This is a genomic window from Cellulomonas sp. PhB150 (genome assembly GCF_003755175.1).
Classification (GTDB): domain Bacteria; phylum Actinomycetota; class Actinomycetes; order Actinomycetales; family Cellulomonadaceae; genus Cellulomonas.
In genome coordinates this window covers 891,316-907,882 of record NZ_RKHX01000001.1, presented here as the reverse complement: position 1 = coordinate 907,882, position 16,567 = coordinate 891,316, and the positions used below count along the sequence as shown (strand labels likewise).

Genomic DNA, 16,567 nt, shown 5'->3' with positions numbered 1-16,567 from the left:
CTGGGGCAACAATCACCCGGTCGGCTGCACCGGTACGTGGGTGCGACCTGGGAGCCTTGTCGCACCCAGCGCCGGACACCCAGGGGGCGCACGAGAACACTGGAGATCCCGTGAGGAAGTCCCTCTCTCTCGCCGCGGCAGTCGTCGCGGCGCTCGTCCTCGGTCTGGTGGGCGCCGCGCCCGCCACGGCCGCGGGCGCCTACACCGTGACGGTCAAGGTCACGAACTCGTCGGGCACGCCGCTGCCGAACGCCTACGTCGAGCTGTACACCAGCACCGACAGCTGGGTGGACGGCGAGTCGGTCAGCGCGGCCGGGGTGGCGTCGTTCTCGCTGGTCGACCCCGGCTCGTACAAGGCCACGGCGACGGTGTACTCCAACGGGGCGTCCCACGCCGCGTCGAGCGCCCTGACCGTCGGTGCCTCGGACGTCACGACGACCGTCAAGGTCTCCGGCGTCACGCTGGTCACCGGAACCCTGAAGGCCGGCAGCAGCCCGCTCAAGAACGTCTCGCTCTCCTTCACGGGCGTCGGCGGCGCGAAGGGGGAGTACGGCTACGCCCAGACGGACGGTTCGGGCAGGTTCACCACGGACGGCGTCAAGCCCGGCAGCTACACCGTCGTCGCCCAGACCTACGGGACGAACTACCTGCCGACGTACTACGGCAACACCGTTCGCCTGCCCGACGCGAAGGTGCTCACGGTCAAGTCCGGCGTCACGACGTCGGCGAGCATCGCCGTCAAGGTCGGCGCCAAGATCACGGGCAAGGTCGTCGACTCCAAGGGCCGGCCGCTGAAGAACGTCCAGGTCTCCGCGAGCAACCTCTCGCGGTACGGCTACACCTACGCGGGCACGAACTCCAAGGGCGTGTACGTGCTGACGGGGCTCCCGTCGGGCAAGGTCAGCGTGAGCGCCGGCCGCCAGTCCGGTACCACCTACGTCACGGGCAGCACGACGGTCACCGCGGTCCAGGGCTCGGCCCGCACCGCGAAGACGATCAAGCTCAAGGCCGCCGGCTCGGCCAAGATCACCGGCAAGGTCAAGACGGCCGGCTCCAAGGTCACCACGCAGGGCGTCTCGCTGCTCAACTCGAAGAAGCTCCCCGTCGCGTGGGCGCAGCCCACGTCCTCCGGCAAGGTGACGTTCGCGGGCCTCAAGGCCGGCACGTACACGGTCGCCGTGGACGGTACCAACCTGACCAAGAAGGTCAAGGTCTCCGCCGGCAAGACGAAGAGCTTCGGCACGATCTCGCGCGGCAAGCTCACGACGGTCAAGGGCGTCGTCAAGTCCTCGGGCAAGAAGGCCGCCAAGGCCGTCTACGTCTACCTGTCCGACGGCCAGGGCACGCAGGCCGGAGCCGCCCAGACCGACTCGAAGGGGCGCTACAAGATCAAGGGCCTGATCAGCGGCACCTACTACGTCTGGGCCTCGCCGAACGGCGGCAAGGACTACGCCGTGAGCGCCAAGATCACGGTCAAGAAGGGCAAGAGCGTCACCAAGAACCTGACGCTCGGCAAGGGCTCGACGCTCACCGGCTACGTGAAGCACGGGTCGAAGGGCGTCAAGGGCGTCTCGGTCAGTGCGGGTGGCGCGTTCACGACGACGAACGCGAGCGGCAAGTACACGCTCACGGGCGTCGCCCCCGGCAAGACCACGGTCAGCGTGACCGACCCGTACACGGGTGGGTACCACAACGCCGCGAAGAAGGTCACCGTGAAGAAGGGCAAGTCCCTGAAGGTCTCGACCGTCACGGTCAAGTAGCACGCTCGAGCGACGTCGAGGCCCGGTCCCTGCGCGGGACCGGGCCTCGACCCGTCTCCGGAGGCATGGCCCGGAGCCGCCGCCGCGGCGGAGGGGCCCGAACCTGCCGGTACTAGACTCCACGTGCCCACGAGCGGAACGGATGGCAATGACGACAGTCGCGCGCACGGACACCGTGGCCCGCAGGTTCAGGCGCATCGGTGGCCGGTGGATCCAGCGGCTCGGCCTGCTGCCCGCCGGAGTCCCCGACGCCCGTGGTGACGACGCCGCGCTCGTGGCCGCCGGTCCGATGACCGAGCAGGTCGTCGTGTACTTCGGCAGCACGGCGGACACCGTCTACCAGCTCGAGCAGTGGCTGCCCGTGCTCGAGCAGCTCGATGCGGCGCACCCGGTCCTGGTCGTCACCGCCGACTCCCGGTCGGCGCGACGTCTGCGCGAGCTGACGCGGCTGCGCGTGGTCACGGTCGCCCGCTACGCGACGTTCGACGACGTGCTCGCGGGCAGCGACGCCCGGCTCGCCCTCTACGTGAACCACCACGTCCAGAACTTCTCGCTCATGAGGTTCGCGGCGCTGACCCACGTCTCGCTGCTGCACGGAGACAGCGACAAGGTCGTCTCCGTCTCCAACCAGGCCAAGGCGTACGACTTCACGTTCGTCGCGGGCCGGGCTGCGGTGGACCGGCTCGACGCGCACCTCCGGCACTTCGACGCGGCAGCGCGCTGCGTCGTCATCGGCAGGCCGCAGGCGGCGCCCGCACCCCGGCCACGCCGTGACGACGACCCGATCACGGTGCTCTACGCGCCCACGTGGGAGGGGGCGCAGACGTCGGCGGCCTACGGGTCGCTGCCCACCCACGGCGTCGCTCTCGCGCGAGCGGTGGCCGCCGACCCCGGGCTGCGCCTCGTGTACCGCCCGCACCCGCTCACCGGCGTCCGCAGCCCGGAGTACGGCGAGGCCGACGCTGCCGTCCGCAGCGTCGTGGCCGAGACCGGTCAGCGCATCTCCGCAGGCGGGCCGCTCGCGGAGGACTTCGCCGCCGCGGACGTGCTCGTGTGCGACGTCTCGGCCGTCGCGGTCGACTGGCTCGCCACCGGCCGGCCCCTCGTGCTCACGCAGCCCGGCGACGCGGACACCCCCGCGATGCGCGGCGCGCTGGCCCAGGCGGTCACGCGCCTCCCCTCCGTCGGCGCCGTCGACGCCGCGGCCCTGCTGCGCCGCGAGGTCGAGCTCGACGAGCGCGCCGACGCGCGCCGCGAGGTCGCCGAGTACTACCTCGGCGACATCAGCCCCGGCTCGGCCTCGCGCCGGTTCCTCGAGGCGTGCGAGGCGATCCTCGCCGGCGGCGAGCCGCCGACGGCCGGGGCCGTGCCGGAGCAGGCGGACCCCTCCCGCGCCTGAGGGGCCTCAGACCTCGTCGTCGGCCAGCTCCGCCTCGAACGCGTGCGCCTCGAGCTCGTCGTCGTCGGTCGCCTCGTGCCCGTCGTCCCGCGGCGCGTCCACGAGGTCGCGGACCGCGTCGACGAACACCTGGCCGTACCCCTCGACGGGGAAGTCGCCGAGGTAGTAGCGGCGCAGCTCGGCGCGGACGCCGGCCATGTCGTCGACCTTCAGGCGGGCGACCGCGGCCGCGACCTCCGCGCGGTCGTCGGCGTGCGCGACGTACGCCGCCCGCGCGAGCGGGAACTCGGCGAGGAACGTGGCGTCGTCGGCCGTCCCCATGCGGGCCAGCACGAACGGCTTCTCGCTGAACAGGTAGTCCGCGGGCACCGAGGAGACGTCGGCGACGAGCGCGTCGGAGGCGTTGAAGCTCTCGACCAGGTCGAGGGCGGAGGCCGCCTCGCCGTACACGTGCGCACGGCCGGTCCGTGCCGTGTCGGCGTCGAGCATCGCGTGGACGTCCGCGATGTGCTGGCGAGAGGCGGCATCCGCGATCGAGTACGGGTGGGGACGGAACGTCACGGTCCAGCCCGCGGCGAGGAGCTCGCCGACGAGCAGCGTGCCGTGGGCGAGCGACCCGAAGCTGTTGTCCGCGTGGAACCCCGTCCAGGTCGGCGCGTAGAGCACGTGCTCGCGACGGTCGCCCGCCGCGCGCGCGATGTCCTGGACCTGCGGGCGTCCGACGATCCGGAACTTCGACGCGGGGATCGCGATGCCGTGCAGCGCGTACCGGTCGACGCCGGCCTGGCCTGCGACGAAGATCGCGTCGAACATGGCTGCGACCGGGTTGAAGCTCGACGGCTTGTCGCTGTCGCCGTGCAGCAGCTGCACGTGGACCAGGTCGCGGTACCGCACGTTGTGGCTGTTCTTCGCCCCGTTGTTGACGTACAGGGCGACCCGCAGGCTCGGCACCTGGACGCGGTCGAGCTCCTGGAGCGTGCCCGCGGCGACGACCGGCGCGTCCGTCAGCCGGGCGACTGCCTGGGCGAGCGGCGCCTCGCGGACGACGACCACGTGCCGTCGGTCCACGGCGTCGATGTGCTCGAGCCAGGTCCGCAGCTGGTACTCGGTCCCCGCCGGCCCGGACAGGTAGAGCATGACCTGCGGCGCGTAGTCCTCGAGCGCTGTCGCGACGGCATCGCCGAGCCGGGAGCGGTCGCGCACGGCGTGCAGCGTCCAGGCGGCGATCACCGCGGTGTCCACCGCCGTGCCGACCGCCGCCACCGCTGCGACCGGGGTCCAGAGGGTTCCGAAGGCGGTGAGCGCGATGAGTGCGACCGATGCGGCGACGACCAGCCCGCCGCTGCGGACGTAGGGACGGTCGAGGTCGAAGCCCGGCAGGTTCAGCACAGGGCGCCCGGCGGCGCGCCAGAGGCGGGCCCCGGACGGCTCGGTCGCGACGATCGCCGCCAGGGTCGCGCCGATCAGGACGGTCCACTCCGGCAGGTCGGACCGCGCGACGAGCACGACCGCGGCGACCGCGGTGAGGGTGCGCGCGGCGCCCCACGACCCGAGGTGGCGCAGCGAGCGCGGCCGGTGGCGCAGGCCGACCGCAGTCGCGCCGAGCACCACCCCGCCGAGGACGAACGCCCACACGGTGTGGTCGAGCGCCGCCGCGCAGACCGCGAGGACGGCCACGCCGTTCAGGAGACCCGTGAGCACGGCCTTGCCCGCCGTGCCCGGCCGCAGCCGCAGACGCAGCCGGCCGACGAGTGCTCTCATTGACGGACGACGAGGTTGGCCGAGTCCACGTACCTGCCCACCGGCGACGCGAGCATCTCGATGACGGCCGCCACGTCGCCGGGCTGCATGATCGTCGTCGGGTCCTCGGTCGGCGCGAGCACCCTGCGCAGGGCGGTCGCCGTGCGGCCGGGGGAGATGCAGACCACCCGGGTGCCGTAGATCGCGAGCTCCTCGCGCATGACCTCGCTCATGTTGATGAGCGCGGCCTTGGACGCCGAGTAGGTGAGCCATCCCGAGCGGCCCGTGATGCCGGCCGTCGAGGCGATGTTCACGATCAGGTCGAAGTGGTTGCCGCGGTGCAGCAGCTCCTGCACGAGCGTGAACGGCGCGTACAGGTTGACGGCCATGGTGCGCTCGAAGTCGGTGAAGTCGACCTGCTGGAGCGGGACCGGGTTGGTGTAGCCCGCGTTGTTGACCAGGAAGTCGATGTTGCCCTGCTCCTCGGCGAGCTGGTCGACGAGCTCGAGCAGTGCGGCGCGGTCGCCGACGTCTGCGCGGTAGGCGGCCAGCTCCACACCCCGCGGGTTGGCCGCCTCGAGCTCGGCGAGCGCGTCGGTGTAGTCCTGGGAGTCGCGCGCGACGAGCACGATCTTGTCGACCGTGCCCTTCTCCGGGCTCGAGTCCTGCAGGAAGCGTCGGACCGTCTCCTGGCCGATCCCGCGCGAGGCCCCCGTCACGAGGAGCGTCTTGGACATCACTCCTCGTCCCCGCCCGTGAGCAGGTACGTCGCCAGCTTGATGTCGGTCGGCGTCGTGACCTTGATGTTGCGGTCGGAGCCCGGGACGAAGCGCACGTCGTGACCCGCGACGGCGACGAGCGTGGCGTCCTCGGTGAACAGGCGGTCCTCGCGCTCGGCGAACGCGTGCGCGTCGCGCAGGTCTGCCGTCGAGAACTTCTGCGGGAGCTGCACGTTGCGCAGCGTCGAACGCTCCAGGTAGCCGGTCACCCGCTGCGTGGCGGGATCGACCGGCGCGACCGTGAAGGGGATCTCCAGCATGAGAGAGACGTTGCGGTGCTCGGAGGCGACCAGCGTGCTGAAGTCCGCCGAGGTGACCAGCGGGCGCGCGGTCTCGTGGATCACGACGTCGTCCTCGGTCGCCGCGTCGAGCATCGCGCGCACCGACTCGTGGCGCGTGGCGCCCGCGCGCACGTAGACGACGGGCGTGCGGATCGCGTAGGCGGACACGATCGCCTCGATCTGCTGGCGCCATCCGTCGGGGTAGTTGAGGATGATCTGGGTGATCTCGTCGACCGCATCTGCTGCGACCAGCGAGTAGACCAGGATCGGCAGGCCGTTGACCTTGACCAGCTGCTTGGGCTGGCCGGCTCCGGCTCGGGCGCCGATGCCGCCGTTGAGCAGCAGCAACGAGTACATCGAGAGTCCTCTCACGTACGTGGGGCGAGACGCTACGGCGCGACTCGCGGCCGCAGGCGGAACCTGTCGCGACGGTGCGACCCTGCCCGGCGTCTAGTATGGGGCATCGGTCCGGGCGCCCCGTGCGACCGGGCCGGCGCCCGATCCCCGACAGATTGGCCCGACCACACGTGCCCGCTCCGACGCAGTCCGCAGGACTCGTGACTCCGGCGTCCCAGGGGCAGGGCGCGGACGGGATCGTCGTTCCCGAGCGCCCTGCGCGCGAGGCCCCGACCGGGGGAGCACTCCCGGAGCCCCTCGGCACGCTCGCGTCGAGCGAGGAGCTGCGCGCGATCGCCCAGGCGAGCGGCCTGCGGCAGATGGGCGTGCGCCCGCCCCTGACGGACTACGTCCGCTCGCTGTGGGCGCGGCGCTCGTTCATCCGCACCCTGGGCTCGGCCAAGGCGTACGCGCGCAACCAGGGGTCCTACCTCGGCCAGCTGTGGTCCGTGCTGACGCCCTTGCTGAACTCGCTGGTCTACGTCTTCATCTTCGGGATCCTCATCGAGACGACCCGCGGCATGGAGAACGGCATCGCGTTCATCGTCACCGGGGTGTTCCTGTACCGGTTCTTCGACGCCTCGGTCAGCGCGGGCGCCAACTCGCTCAAGGGCAACATGAACCTGGTGCGGTCCGTGCACTTCCCGCGCGCCGTGCTGCCGATCTCCACCACGATCACCGAGCTCGCGACCCTCGGCCCCGCGCTCGCGGTCATGTGCGTGGTCTCGTGGGCCTCCGGCCTCCTGCCCATGCAGGGCGAGGTGCCGATCACGTGGCGCCTCCTGCTGCTGCCGGTCGCGGTGGCGCTCATGTGGCTGTTCAACACCGGCTGCGCGTTCTTCGTCGCGCGCTGGGTCGCGATCACTCCGGACCTCAACAACGTGATCCCGTTCGCCCTGCGGTTCGTGTTCTACGCCTCCGGGGTGCTGTTCAGCATCGACAACCTCATCAAGAATGAGCTCCTGGCGGCCGTGCTGAGCTACCAGCCGATCGCCGTGTTCCTGGACATCGCCCGGTCGACCGTGCTGAACGAGCCGACGATCCCGCTGGACCCGAAGATGTGGCTCGCCGCCGTGGGGTGGGCCGTCGTGACCCTCGTGGCCGGCTTCCTCGTCTTCTGGCGCGGCGAAGAGCGCTACGGACGGGACTGACATGAGCATCCCCGAAGAGATCGACTTCGAGGTCGACGTCGACGACCTGACGCCGCTCGTCGAGTCCACCAAGCAGCTCGGCGCACCGTCGCTCGTCGTCGACGACCTCTACATCACCTACCGGGTCTTCGGCGGCAAGCGCGTCGGCAACGGCTCGGGGACGCCGCCGAACGTGCTCAAGCGCGTGCTCAGCCGCGGGCGCGCGCACGTCGGCGGGCTCACGCAGGTCGAGGCCGTCAAGGGCATCTCGTTCGTCGCCCGTCACGGCGAGTCGATCGGCATCGTGGGGACCAACGGGTCCGGCAAGAGCACGCTCATGCGGGCGATCGCCGGCCTGATCCCGCCGACCCAGGGCTCGGTGTACGTCGCGGGCGACCCGTCGCTGCTCGGCGTCAACGCGGTGCTCATGGGCTCGCTGACCGGCGAGCGCAACATCATGATCGGCGCGCTGGCCCTGGGTCTGTCGCCCGACGAGGTCCGCGAGAAGTTCGACGACATCGTGGAGTTCTCGGGGATCGGCGACGCCGTGTACCTCCCGATGAAGGCCTACTCCTCGGGCATGAGCGCGCGGCTGCGGTTCGCCATCAGCGCCGCTGCCGTGCCGGACGTGCTGATGATCGACGAGGCCCTGGCCACGGGCGACGCCGCCTTCCGCCGCAAGAGCAAGGACCGCATCGACGCGATCCGCGACCAGGCCGGCACGGTGTTCCTCGTCAGCCACTCGCTCGCGACGGTCGAGAGCATCTGCTCGCGGACCTTGTGGATCAACAAGGGCCGACTCGTCATGGACGGACCGTCGGCCGAGGTCTGCGCCGCGTACAAGGCCTTCGTCAAGGCGCAGGACGGGAAGTCGTAGCACCCGCCGTCGTGCCCGCTGTCGCTGGTCGGGGACGCGCGCGCCGGTAGACTCCACCGGCACACGTTTCCACAGGAGGTTGCCTGCGTGATCAAGGTCAGTGTCGTCATCGCCGCCTACGCGACGCCCCAGGACGGTCTGGATCGGGTCATCTCCTCCCTGGAGGCGCAGACGCTGCCGACGGACGAGTTCGAGGCCGTCTTCGTCGACGACGGGTCGCCGGACGACACCCTCGACCGCCTGCGCGTCCTCGCGGAGACCCGCCCCTGGATGCGGGTGTTCACCATCCCGAACTCCGGCTGGGGCAGCGCACCACGCAACGAGGGCACGCGACAGGCCCGGGGCGAGTACACGCTGTACATGGACCACGACGACTCGCTCTACCCGGACGCGCTGCGCGGCCTGTGGGAGTTCGCGCATGCGAACGGCTCGGACCTGGTGAGCCCCAAGGAGTCGAAGACGAACGACGCCTGGTGGGGGCTGAACTACACGTGGTGGCCCACGGCCCCGGCCTCGTCGACGAACCTCGCCGACGTCCGCGACGGCTACGGCATCCAGTCGATCGTCCCGATGGTGCCCCACAAGCTGTACCGCCGCCAGCTCCTCGTCGACCACGGGATCGCCTTCCCGGAGGGGGAGCGCGTGCTCTGGGAGGACCAGTTCTTCAACATCGCGGTCTATCGCCACGCGAAGGTTGTCTCCGTCCAGGCCGACCACCCGACCTACCTGTGGCACTCGTCGGCCACGAACAGCTCGCACACGTTCGACCCGTCCCGCGAGGACTTCTGGACGATGCTCGAGAAGCTGCTGGACTTCACCGACGAGACCCTGTCCGGCCGGGCGTTCCGCAACGAGCGGGAGTTCATGCGCGCGCAGCAGGTGCGCGTCCGGATCGTCGACCGCACAGCGCGTCTTCTCGTGAGCGATGCACCCGAGGAGGAGAAGGTCCGCGCTTTCGACTACGCGCGGCGCCTGCTCCTGAAGCACAGCACGCGCAGCATCGAGCGGCACCTGCCGCAGAAGCACCGTGTGCAGGCAGGGTTCCTCCGGAAGAACCAGCCCGACCTGTTCGCCCAGCACCACCAGTCCGACCTTGCCCGCACCGCGCAGCTCGAGGCGACGGGAATCCGGTGGAGCGGCACGACCGCGAAGATCAGCCTCCAGTTCCGCTGGACCTCGAGGGACAAGAAGACCCCGGTGTTCCGCACGGCCGGGGACCGCATCTTCGTGGAGGCCTCCGAGCCCGTGAAGAAGGCGCTGCGCGAGCGCGACCTCGACGTGACCGACGACGTGCGCGACATGCAGGTCCGCGTGGTCGCCCGCGAGCGCTCCCGGTTCGTCTCGTGGGAGCTTCCCGTCAGCGTCGAGAGCGTCGAGTGCCGCGAGGTCGCGGGCGTGGCCGAGCTGTACGGCGAGGCGACGGTCACGCTCGACTTCGCGCGTGCCCAGCTCGGTGCCGCGCTCGAGCCCGGGGTCTGGGACCTCCGGTGGTCGATGATCTTCGGCGGGATGGAACGCATCGGTGCCGTCGCCTACGACCTGCCCGTGAAGCCGGCGGCGCTCGCCGGGGTCACTGCGACCGCGTACCGCAACGGCAAGCACGCGCTGACCATCGACTCCTCGGGGCAGCTGCGCACCGTCGCGATCGACGCGCACCCGCGACTGGGCAGGATCGACAAGGGGGACCGCCTCCTTGTCCCGCTCGACCAGATCGCGGTCGTGGGCGCGACGGAGCAGCCAGCGCCGTTGTACGCCGTCCCCGCCCCGGAAGACGCGGATCACCTCTCGATCGACGTGGGCATCGACCTGGGCGCTCGGCTCGTGGCCGACTCTGGCGGTGCGCGGATCGAGGCGGACGCGACGCCGCTGGCGGCCGGGCAGTACCGGGTCTACGCCCTGAGGCTCGACGAGCTCCGTCGGACGAGGTACGTGCTCAAGGTCGCGGCCGACGGGGTCATCCTGTCCTCCCCGCCGCCGGCCACGCCGCCTGCCGAGTCGTAGCTCCGGCGCCGGTCAGCCCAGCGACGCGAGGTACGCCGCGACGTCGTCCGCGTGGGGGAGCAGACCCTGGGCGGCGGCCTCGGCGAGCGTCGGCGCGTCGCGGTCCTTGTCCGACAGCAACGGCTCGAGGGGCGTGCCGTCGCGGGCGGTCCGCGGCCAGTCGATGCCGACCCCGGGGTCGAGCGGGTGGATCCCGTGCTCGCGGCCCGGCGCGTACCCCGTCGAGCACAGGTACAGCACGGTCGAGTCGTCCTCGAGCGACATGAACGCGTGGCCGAGGCCCTCGCCGAGGTAGATCGCGCGCCGGTCGACGTCGTCGAGCAGCACCGAGTCCCACTGGCCGAAGGTCGGCGAGCCGACCCGGATGTCGACGACGACGTCGAGCACGGCGCCGCGGGCGCAGGTCACGTACTTCGCCTGCCCCGGGGGGACGTCGGCGAAGTGGATGCCGCGCAGCACCCCGGCCGCCGAGACCGAGAGGTTGGCCTGCGCGAGGCTCAGGGCGTGGTCCGCGTTCTCCGCGAACGGCGCCTCCTTGAACCACTCGAGGAACACCCCGCGCGGGTCGCCGAACTGGCGGGGCGTGATCTCCCACGCGCCCGGGACGGACAGCTCTCGATACTCCATGGGGTTCCTCGTCTCTCGGCGCACGCGTCTGCGCCAGGGTAGTGCGCTGACTACGCTGGACCGTCGTCGCGCCACCGGGGTGGGACGGGACGGAGGTCGACGTGCGCTGGGTGGTCGCTGGGGCGAACGGGATGCTGGGCCAGGACCTCGTGCGCCGGCTCGCCGGGGACGGTGCCGACGTCGTCGGGCTGGGTCGCGGCGACCTCGACGTGACGGACCTCGAGGCGGCGACGCGCGCCCTCGCCGGCGCCGACGTCGTCGTGAACTGCGCCGCGTACACCGCGGTCGACGCGGCGGAGGCCGACGAGGCAGCCGCGTTCGCCGTCAACGGGGTCGGCGCGCAGGTCGTCGCCCGGGCCGCGTGGGGCGCCGGTGCCCGCCTGGTGCACATCAGCACCGACTACGTCTTCGACGGGCACGCGACCACCCCGTACGCGGAGGGCGCCCCGATCGCGCCGCGCTCCGCGTACGGTCGCACGAAGGCCGCGGGCGAGTGGGCGGTGCGCGCGGAGCACCCGGCCGCTCTCGTCGTCCGGACCGCCTGGCTGTACGGCGCCGGTGGGCCGTGCTTCCCGAAGACGATCGCCCGCGTCGCCGCCGAGCGCGGTGGGCTGGACGTCGTGGCGGACCAGGTGGGCCAGCCGACGTGGACCGCGGACCTCGCCGACCTCGTGGTCCGGCTCGTCGCCGCGGGCGCCCCGGTCGGCACCTACCACGGCACCTCGTCGGGCGACGTCTCGTGGCACGGCTTCGCGCAGGCTGTCGTCGCCGCGGCAGGCCTGGACCCGGCCATCGTGGCGCCGACGACGAGCGCGGCCTTCGTCCGGCCGGCGCCGCGGCCCGCCTACTCCGTGCTGGGGCACGACGCCCTGCACGCCGCCGGCGTCGCGCCCATCGGCCGCTGGGACGAGCGCTGGGCGCTCGCGGCCGACGAGGTGCTCGGTCAGCGGTCCTCGTCGAGCAGCCTGAGCAGGTAGGTGCCGTAGCCCGACTTCACGAGCGCCTCGGCGCGCACGCGCAGCTCGTCGTCGGACAGGAACCCGCGGCGCCAGGCGACCTCCTCCGGCGACCCGATCTTCAGGCCCTGGCGGTGCTCGACCGTGCGGACGTAGTCCGACGCCTCGATGAGCGAGTCGAACGTGCCCGTGTCGAGCCACGCCGTGCCGCGGGGGAGGACGCCCACCTGCAGGCGGCCCTGCGCGAGGTAGGTGCGGTTGACGTCGGTGATCTCGTACTCGCCGCGCGGGGACGGCTGCAGGTCACGAGCGATCGCGACGACGTCGTTGTCGTAGAAGTAGAGCCCAGGCACGGCGTAGTTGCTCTTCGGCGCGGTGGGCTTCTCCTCGATCGACAGCGCCTTGCCGTCGGCGTCGAACTCGACGACGCCGTACGCGGTCGGGTCCGCGACGCGGTAGGCGAACACCGCGCCGCCGTCGACGTGCGCGAAGCGCTGCAGCTGGTTGCCCAGGCCCGGTCCGTAGAAGATGTTGTCGCCGAGCACCAGGGCGGCGGGCTCCGAGCCGAGGAAGCTCGCGCCGAGGACGAACGCCTGCGCGAGGCCGTTGGGCTCCGCCTGCACGGTGTACTCGATCGAGATCCCGAACTGCGAGCCGTCGCCCAGCAGCCGGCGGAACTGGTCCGCGTCGTGCGGCGTCGTGATGATCAGCACGTCCCGGATGCCCGCCAGGATCAGCGTCGACAGCGGGTAGTAGATCATCGGCTTGTCGTACACGGGGACGAGCTGCTTGCTCACGCCGAGCGTGATCGGGTGCAGTCGGGTACCGGATCCACCGGCCAGGATGATGCCTCGCATGGGGCCATCCTTGCCGATGTGGGGCACTCGCGGACCGTCGTCCCTCAAGTCGGTCCCTCCGGCAACCGATTCACGGCTGTGCCGACTGGCGCGCGCAGCCGTCAGGAAGAGGAACCCATGCCCGTCCGTCCGTTGGCACTTCGAGCCGGCATCGCCGCGGTTCTCGGTGGAGCCCTGGCCTTCGGCCTCATGTCCCCGGCGAGCGCGGCCGGTCCCGTCACGTCCGTCGTCGTCTCGCACGAGGCGGCCGCGAAGGCGGTCAAGACGAAGGTCGCCCGTGCCCCGAAGTCCGTCAGCATCGTCGCGGGCAAGCGCGCGAAGTTCTCGGTGACGGCGAAGGGCACCAAGCTCACCTACCAGTGGTACGTCCGCAAGCCGGGCAGGACCTCGTACGCGAAGGTCACCGGGGCGAAGTCGCGCACGTACGCCGTGACGGCGATGAGCCGGATCGACGGCGCGAGGTACCGCGTGGTCGTCAAGGGCGCCAAGGGCGCCGTGACGTCGAAGTCGGCCGCGCTCGTCGTGATCTCCAAGCCGAAGATCACCACGGACCCCGCCGACCGCGAGGTGACCAGCGGGGACAAGGTGACGTTCTCGGTGAAGGCCGTCGGGCACGGGCTGTCGTACTCGTGGCGGATCATGAGTGCGGACTCCGTGGACTGGGCGACGCTGCCGAGCCACGCCCGGACCGTCACGATCACCGCGCGGACGGCGCTCAACGGCAGCGTCGTCCAGGCCGTCGTGAAGAACAAGGCGGGCAAGGTCGAGAGCTTCCCGGCCTTCCTCGACGTGAGCTCGACGCCCGAGGACCCCTACGCGCCCGACACCATGGCGCTCGCCGGTGAGTGGGCCCTGGTCCTCGGTGGTTCCGACCTCGACGCCGACGCCGAGGTCGCCGCGGCCTCGGGTGCCAACGCTCCCGCGCCCGCCGGCTCGACGTACGTCACCTCGACGCTCGTCGCCTGCAGCTTCGCCGAGGACGACGAGACGCCCGCTCCCGCAACCGTCCGCCTGCGCGCCAAGAACGGTGCGTTCTACACGGCGGCCGGCGTCACGCTGCCGGCGGCCCCCGCGGCGGCGGTCAAGAAGTACTCCGACCTGGTGGAGGCCGGCTGCACGCTCTCCACCGTCGGAGCCCTCGTCCCCGACTCGGCGATCGTCGGCGCCACCTGGGCCGCGACCGGACCCAAGGGCCTCTACCTCCCCGCCTCCACCGCGTACTGGGCGGTCAAGGCCGCCTGACCTGAGACGGACGGCACACCCGGCGGGTGTGCCGTCCGGCTCAAGCCGGAGCCTGCAGCAACCGATTCTCTGACGGCGCCGCTCTGCGCCAGCACCTGTCAGGAAGAGGAACACCCATGTCTGCCCGCCCGATGGCCCTCCGCGCCGGCATCGCCGCCGTCCTCGGTGGCGCCCTTGCCCTCGGCCTCGTCGCTCCCGCGAACGCCGCCCCCGTGACCTCGGCCGTGGTGACGCACCAGGCTGCTGCGAAGGCAGTCACGACGAAGGTCACCACCGCGCCGAGGTCGCTCACCGTCGTCGCCGGCAAGAAGGCGACGTTCAAGGTCGGCGCCAAGGGCACCAAGCTCACCTACCAGTGGTACGTGAGCAAGCCCGGCAAGAAGTCGTTCGCGAAGATCTCGGGCGCGAAGAAGTCCTCCTACTCGGTGAAGACCTCGAGCAAGGTCGACGGGGCGCGCTACCGCGTCGTCGTCCGCGGGGCGAAGGGCACCGTCACCTCGAAGTCCGCGAGGCTCGTCGTCGTGTCGAAGCCGAAGGTGACGACGAACCCGCGCACCGTCCTCGTGAAGACGGGCTCCAAGGCGACGTTCACGGTCAAGGCCGCAGGTCACGCGCTGCACTACCAGTGGCAGAAGTCGGTCGACGGTGGCGCGTGGGCGACCGTGTCGGGCAAGACGAGCGCGAGCATCGTGGTGAGCACGAGGACGGCGTTCGACGGCACCGACTACCGCGTCGTGGTCAGCAACAAGGCCGGCAAGGTCGCGAGCAAGGTGGCGACCCTGTGGGTGCGCTCGTCCGTCGCGGACCCGTTCGCGATCGGCCAGTACGCCGAGCTGAACGAGTGGGCCCTCGCGTCCTTCGGGACCGACGACGTCACGACGGATGCCGTGAAGGCGGGTGCCCACACCCCGGCAACAGGCACGCGCTACTACGCGCTGAGCACGCGCGTCTACTACATCGGCGAGGGCACGGGGAACGCTCAGTCCGGCCTCAAGGTCGTCCTCGTCGGCGGCGATGGCAAGACGTACACCGAGGGTGACCCCGCGCTCATCGACTCCGACCCGGTCATGATCGCGTCGGGCGAGTCGAAGGACCTGGGTGCCGTGGCACTGGTCCCGGCGAGTGCGCTCAGGGGCGCCGTCTGGAAGGTCACCGACACGAGCAACGGCTTCACGGAGTACCTGGCCGTCAACTGACAGGTCAGCCCTCGACGGCGCGCTCGGTCTCCAGCAGGCGGCCGCGCGCGCCGTCGTTCGCGTCCAGCTCCAGGGCTCGCGCCGACGAGATCGCCACGACGGACCCGTCGCCCGCCAACGACCCCACCACTCGCCGCAGGAACGCGGCCGTGTCGTCGCCGGTGTCGAGCGCCACCCGTGCCTCGTCGGCCGCCGTCCACCAGCCGGCCAGCTCCGCGTAGGGCACGCCCTCGAGCGCGGGGGAGCCGGGCTCGGTCGGCGGCAGCCACCCGATCGCGTCGCCGTAGGTCATGACGGCTGCGGCGGCGTCGACCGCCCCGCGCGGCAGCGTGCCGTCGAAGCGGCGGGCGAGCGCGGGCAGGGACACCGCGACGACGGCGTGCCCGGAGTGCTGCTCCGGGCGGGACGTCACCACGACGTCGGCCTCGCCGTCGAGCACGACGCAGGCTCCCGTCCGCCAGGTCGCCAACGCCCACACGAGCGTGCGCCAGTGCGGCGGCAGGTCGACCAGGACGCGCACGCCGGGGGCGGCGTCGAACTCCTCGACGAGCAGGTTGGTGGTCTTGCTCACCCAGTTGTCGAGCACGGCGCCCGAGAGCTCCACGCGCTCGAAGTCGGCGCCGTACCAGGTGATCCGGGGGCGCCCCGGGTCACGGGTCAGCTGGCTGAGCAGGGCGGCGACATCACGGAGGGGCACTGCTCAAGACTAGGCGCGACACGCCGATAGGCCTCATGGCGCCGAAGTTCACCCGGCAAACCCGGACAACTACCACGGGCCCGCTTGACGCAGGTGAACGACACGCGTGTAATTCATGTCAACCGGTTCAGGCCGGTGCTTGCACGCTACGCGGGTCCGTCCCACCTGGGACCAACCGCTCACGGACGATCACCGAAGCAAGAACGAGCAACCAGCCGCACGGAGGCACGCATGTGGAATCTGCTCGACGGCGACGGGAGCTTCCCCTCCGACGCACGGACGGCTGCACCGTCGCAGCCCGACAACGTCCTTCCCCTGTTCGGCACGCCCGAGGACGACGGGCTGATGGGTTGGCAGGAGCGCGCGCTGTGCGCCCAGACCGACCCTGAGGCCTTCTTCCCCGAGAAGGGCGGCTCGACACGGGAGGCCAAGAAGGTCTGCACCGGCTGCGACGTCAAGTCCGAGTGCCTGGAGTACGCACTCGCCAACGACGAGCGGTTCGGCATCTGGGGTGGCCTGTCCGAGCGGGAGCGTCGCAAGCTCAAGCGCCGCGTCGTCTGACGCAGCCAGCCTGAGGACAACCTGTGCGAGCACGGGGAGTGTCGCTGCCGAGCAGCACCCGCTCCCCG

General features: G+C 71.3%; 15 protein-coding genes. 9 read left to right on the top strand and 6 right to left on the bottom strand.

The annotated features are described in order from the left end of the window. Nucleotides 1-110: 110 nt before the first annotated feature. Nucleotides 111-1,760: a carboxypeptidase regulatory-like domain-containing protein gene (locus tag EDF34_RS04320; protein ID WP_148076574.1), complete on the top strand. Its 1,650-nt coding sequence runs from the start codon at nucleotides 111-113 to the stop codon at nucleotides 1,758-1,760. Between the two features lie 148 nt (nucleotides 1,761-1,908). Beyond that, a complete protein-coding gene (locus EDF34_RS04315) occupies nucleotides 1,909-3,159 on the top strand; it encodes a CDP-glycerol glycerophosphotransferase family protein (RefSeq protein WP_158615040.1) in 1,251 nt (416 codons plus the stop codon). 6 nt (nucleotides 3,160-3,165) lie between these two features. Here EDF34_RS04315 and EDF34_RS04310 read toward each other — a convergent pair whose 3' ends face one another. From EDF34_RS04310 to EDF34_RS04300, 3 genes are read right to left on the bottom strand one after another with little or no spacing between them, the layout of a single operon-like run. Continuing rightward, nucleotides 3,166-4,920, bottom strand: coding sequence for a CDP-glycerol glycerophosphotransferase family protein (locus EDF34_RS04310; RefSeq protein WP_123370081.1), 1,755 nt, complete (start codon nucleotides 4,918-4,920; stop codon nucleotides 3,166-3,168). After that, the gene (locus EDF34_RS04305; RefSeq protein WP_123370080.1) at nucleotides 4,917-5,636 is read right to left on the bottom strand and encodes an SDR family NAD(P)-dependent oxidoreductase; all 720 of its coding nucleotides are present in this window, start codon (nucleotides 5,634-5,636) and stop codon (nucleotides 4,917-4,919) included. Before EDF34_RS04305 ends, EDF34_RS04310 begins: the two co-directional genes overlap by 4 nt. Beyond that, a complete protein-coding gene (locus EDF34_RS04300; protein ID WP_123370079.1) occupies nucleotides 5,636-6,316 on the bottom strand; it encodes a 2-C-methyl-D-erythritol 4-phosphate cytidylyltransferase in 681 nt (226 codons plus the stop codon). Before EDF34_RS04300 ends, EDF34_RS04305 begins: the two co-directional genes overlap by 1 nt. 200 nt (nucleotides 6,317-6,516) lie before the next feature. Between EDF34_RS04300 and EDF34_RS04295 the strand changes: the two genes are divergently transcribed. From EDF34_RS04295 to EDF34_RS04285, 3 genes are all read left to right on the top strand, one after another. Next, on the top strand, nucleotides 6,517-7,506 hold the full coding sequence (locus EDF34_RS04295) for an ABC transporter permease (RefSeq protein WP_233575171.1): 990 nt from the start codon (nucleotides 6,517-6,519) through the stop codon (nucleotides 7,504-7,506). A 1-nt stretch (nucleotide 7,507) separates the two neighbouring features. Next, the gene (locus EDF34_RS04290; RefSeq protein WP_123370077.1) at nucleotides 7,508-8,362 is read left to right on the top strand and encodes an ABC transporter ATP-binding protein; all 855 of its coding nucleotides are present in this window, start codon (nucleotides 7,508-7,510) and stop codon (nucleotides 8,360-8,362) included. Nucleotides 8,363-8,449: 87 nt separating this feature from the next. Beyond that, a complete protein-coding gene (locus EDF34_RS04285; protein ID WP_158615039.1) occupies nucleotides 8,450-10,363 on the top strand; it encodes a glycosyltransferase family 2 protein in 1,914 nt (637 codons plus the stop codon). 12 nt (nucleotides 10,364-10,375) lie between these two features. Here the strand turns inward: EDF34_RS04285 and EDF34_RS04280 are convergent, their stop codons facing one another. Next, nucleotides 10,376-10,990: a dTDP-4-dehydrorhamnose 3,5-epimerase family protein gene (locus EDF34_RS04280; RefSeq protein WP_123370075.1), complete on the bottom strand. Its 615-nt coding sequence runs from the start codon at nucleotides 10,988-10,990 to the stop codon at nucleotides 10,376-10,378. Between the two features lie 101 nt (nucleotides 10,991-11,091). Here EDF34_RS04280 and rfbD point away from each other — a divergent pair, with 101 nt between their 5' ends. Further along, a complete protein-coding gene (gene rfbD / locus EDF34_RS04275) occupies nucleotides 11,092-11,967 on the top strand; it encodes a dTDP-4-dehydrorhamnose reductase (protein WP_123370074.1) in 876 nt (291 codons plus the stop codon). On the opposite strand, the gene rfbA is transcribed toward rfbD, so the two are convergent. Beyond that, complete coding sequence (rfbA, locus tag EDF34_RS04270; protein WP_123370073.1) at nucleotides 11,934-12,803, bottom strand: glucose-1-phosphate thymidylyltransferase RfbA; 870 nt, start codon at nucleotides 12,801-12,803, stop codon at nucleotides 11,934-11,936. The two genes, rfbD and rfbA, sit on opposite strands and share 34 nt — an antisense overlap. Nucleotides 12,804-12,920: 117 nt before the next feature. Between rfbA and EDF34_RS04265 the strand changes: the two genes are divergently transcribed. Next, nucleotides 12,921-14,045, top strand: coding sequence for a hypothetical protein (locus EDF34_RS04265; protein ID WP_148076573.1), 1,125 nt, complete (start codon nucleotides 12,921-12,923; stop codon nucleotides 14,043-14,045). Between the two features lie 116 nt (nucleotides 14,046-14,161). Next, entirely contained in the window at nucleotides 14,162-15,241 is a 1,080-nt protein-coding gene (locus EDF34_RS04260; protein WP_148076572.1) for an immunoglobulin domain-containing protein, read from the top strand. Between the two features lie 4 nt (nucleotides 15,242-15,245). On the opposite strand, the gene EDF34_RS04255 is transcribed toward EDF34_RS04260, so the two are convergent. Then, nucleotides 15,246-15,938: a TIGR03089 family protein gene (locus EDF34_RS04255; protein WP_123370070.1), complete on the bottom strand. Its 693-nt coding sequence runs from the start codon at nucleotides 15,936-15,938 to the stop codon at nucleotides 15,246-15,248. Between the two features lie 231 nt (nucleotides 15,939-16,169). On the opposite strand from EDF34_RS04255, the gene EDF34_RS04250 reads away from it, so the two are divergent. Beyond that, the gene (locus tag EDF34_RS04250; RefSeq protein WP_123370069.1) at nucleotides 16,170-16,499 is read left to right on the top strand and encodes a WhiB family transcriptional regulator; all 330 of its coding nucleotides are present in this window, start codon (nucleotides 16,170-16,172) and stop codon (nucleotides 16,497-16,499) included. Nucleotides 16,500-16,567: the final 68 nt, after the last annotated feature.

What these genes read in the sequence shown, in the direction of transcription:
- EDF34_RS04315 (WP_158615040.1), top strand. Translation starts at nt 1,909, where the DNA reads ATGACGACAGTCGCGCGCACGGACACCGTGGCCCGCAGGTTCAGGCGC.
- EDF34_RS04310 (WP_123370081.1), bottom strand. Translation starts at nt 4,920, where the DNA reads ATGAGAGCACTCGTCGGCCGGCTGCGTCTGCGGCTGCGGCCGGGCACG.
- EDF34_RS04305 (WP_123370080.1), bottom strand. Translation starts at nt 5,636, where the DNA reads ATGTCCAAGACGCTCCTCGTGACGGGGGCCTCGCGCGGGATCGGCCAG.
- EDF34_RS04300 (WP_123370079.1), bottom strand. Translation starts at nt 6,316, where the DNA reads ATGTACTCGTTGCTGCTGCTCAACGGCGGCATCGGCGCCCGAGCCGGA.
- EDF34_RS04290 (WP_123370077.1), top strand. Translation starts at nt 7,508, where the DNA reads ATGAGCATCCCCGAAGAGATCGACTTCGAGGTCGACGTCGACGACCTG.
- EDF34_RS04280 (WP_123370075.1), bottom strand. Translation starts at nt 10,990, where the DNA reads ATGGAGTATCGAGAGCTGTCCGTCCCGGGCGCGTGGGAGATCACGCCC.
- rfbA (WP_123370073.1), bottom strand. Translation starts at nt 12,803, where the DNA reads ATGCGAGGCATCATCCTGGCCGGTGGATCCGGTACCCGACTGCACCCG.
- EDF34_RS04265 (WP_148076573.1), top strand. Translation starts at nt 12,921, where the DNA reads ATGCCCGTCCGTCCGTTGGCACTTCGAGCCGGCATCGCCGCGGTTCTC.
- EDF34_RS04260 (WP_148076572.1), top strand. Translation starts at nt 14,162, where the DNA reads ATGTCTGCCCGCCCGATGGCCCTCCGCGCCGGCATCGCCGCCGTCCTC.
- EDF34_RS04250 (WP_123370069.1), top strand. Translation starts at nt 16,170, where the DNA reads ATGTGGAATCTGCTCGACGGCGACGGGAGCTTCCCCTCCGACGCACGG.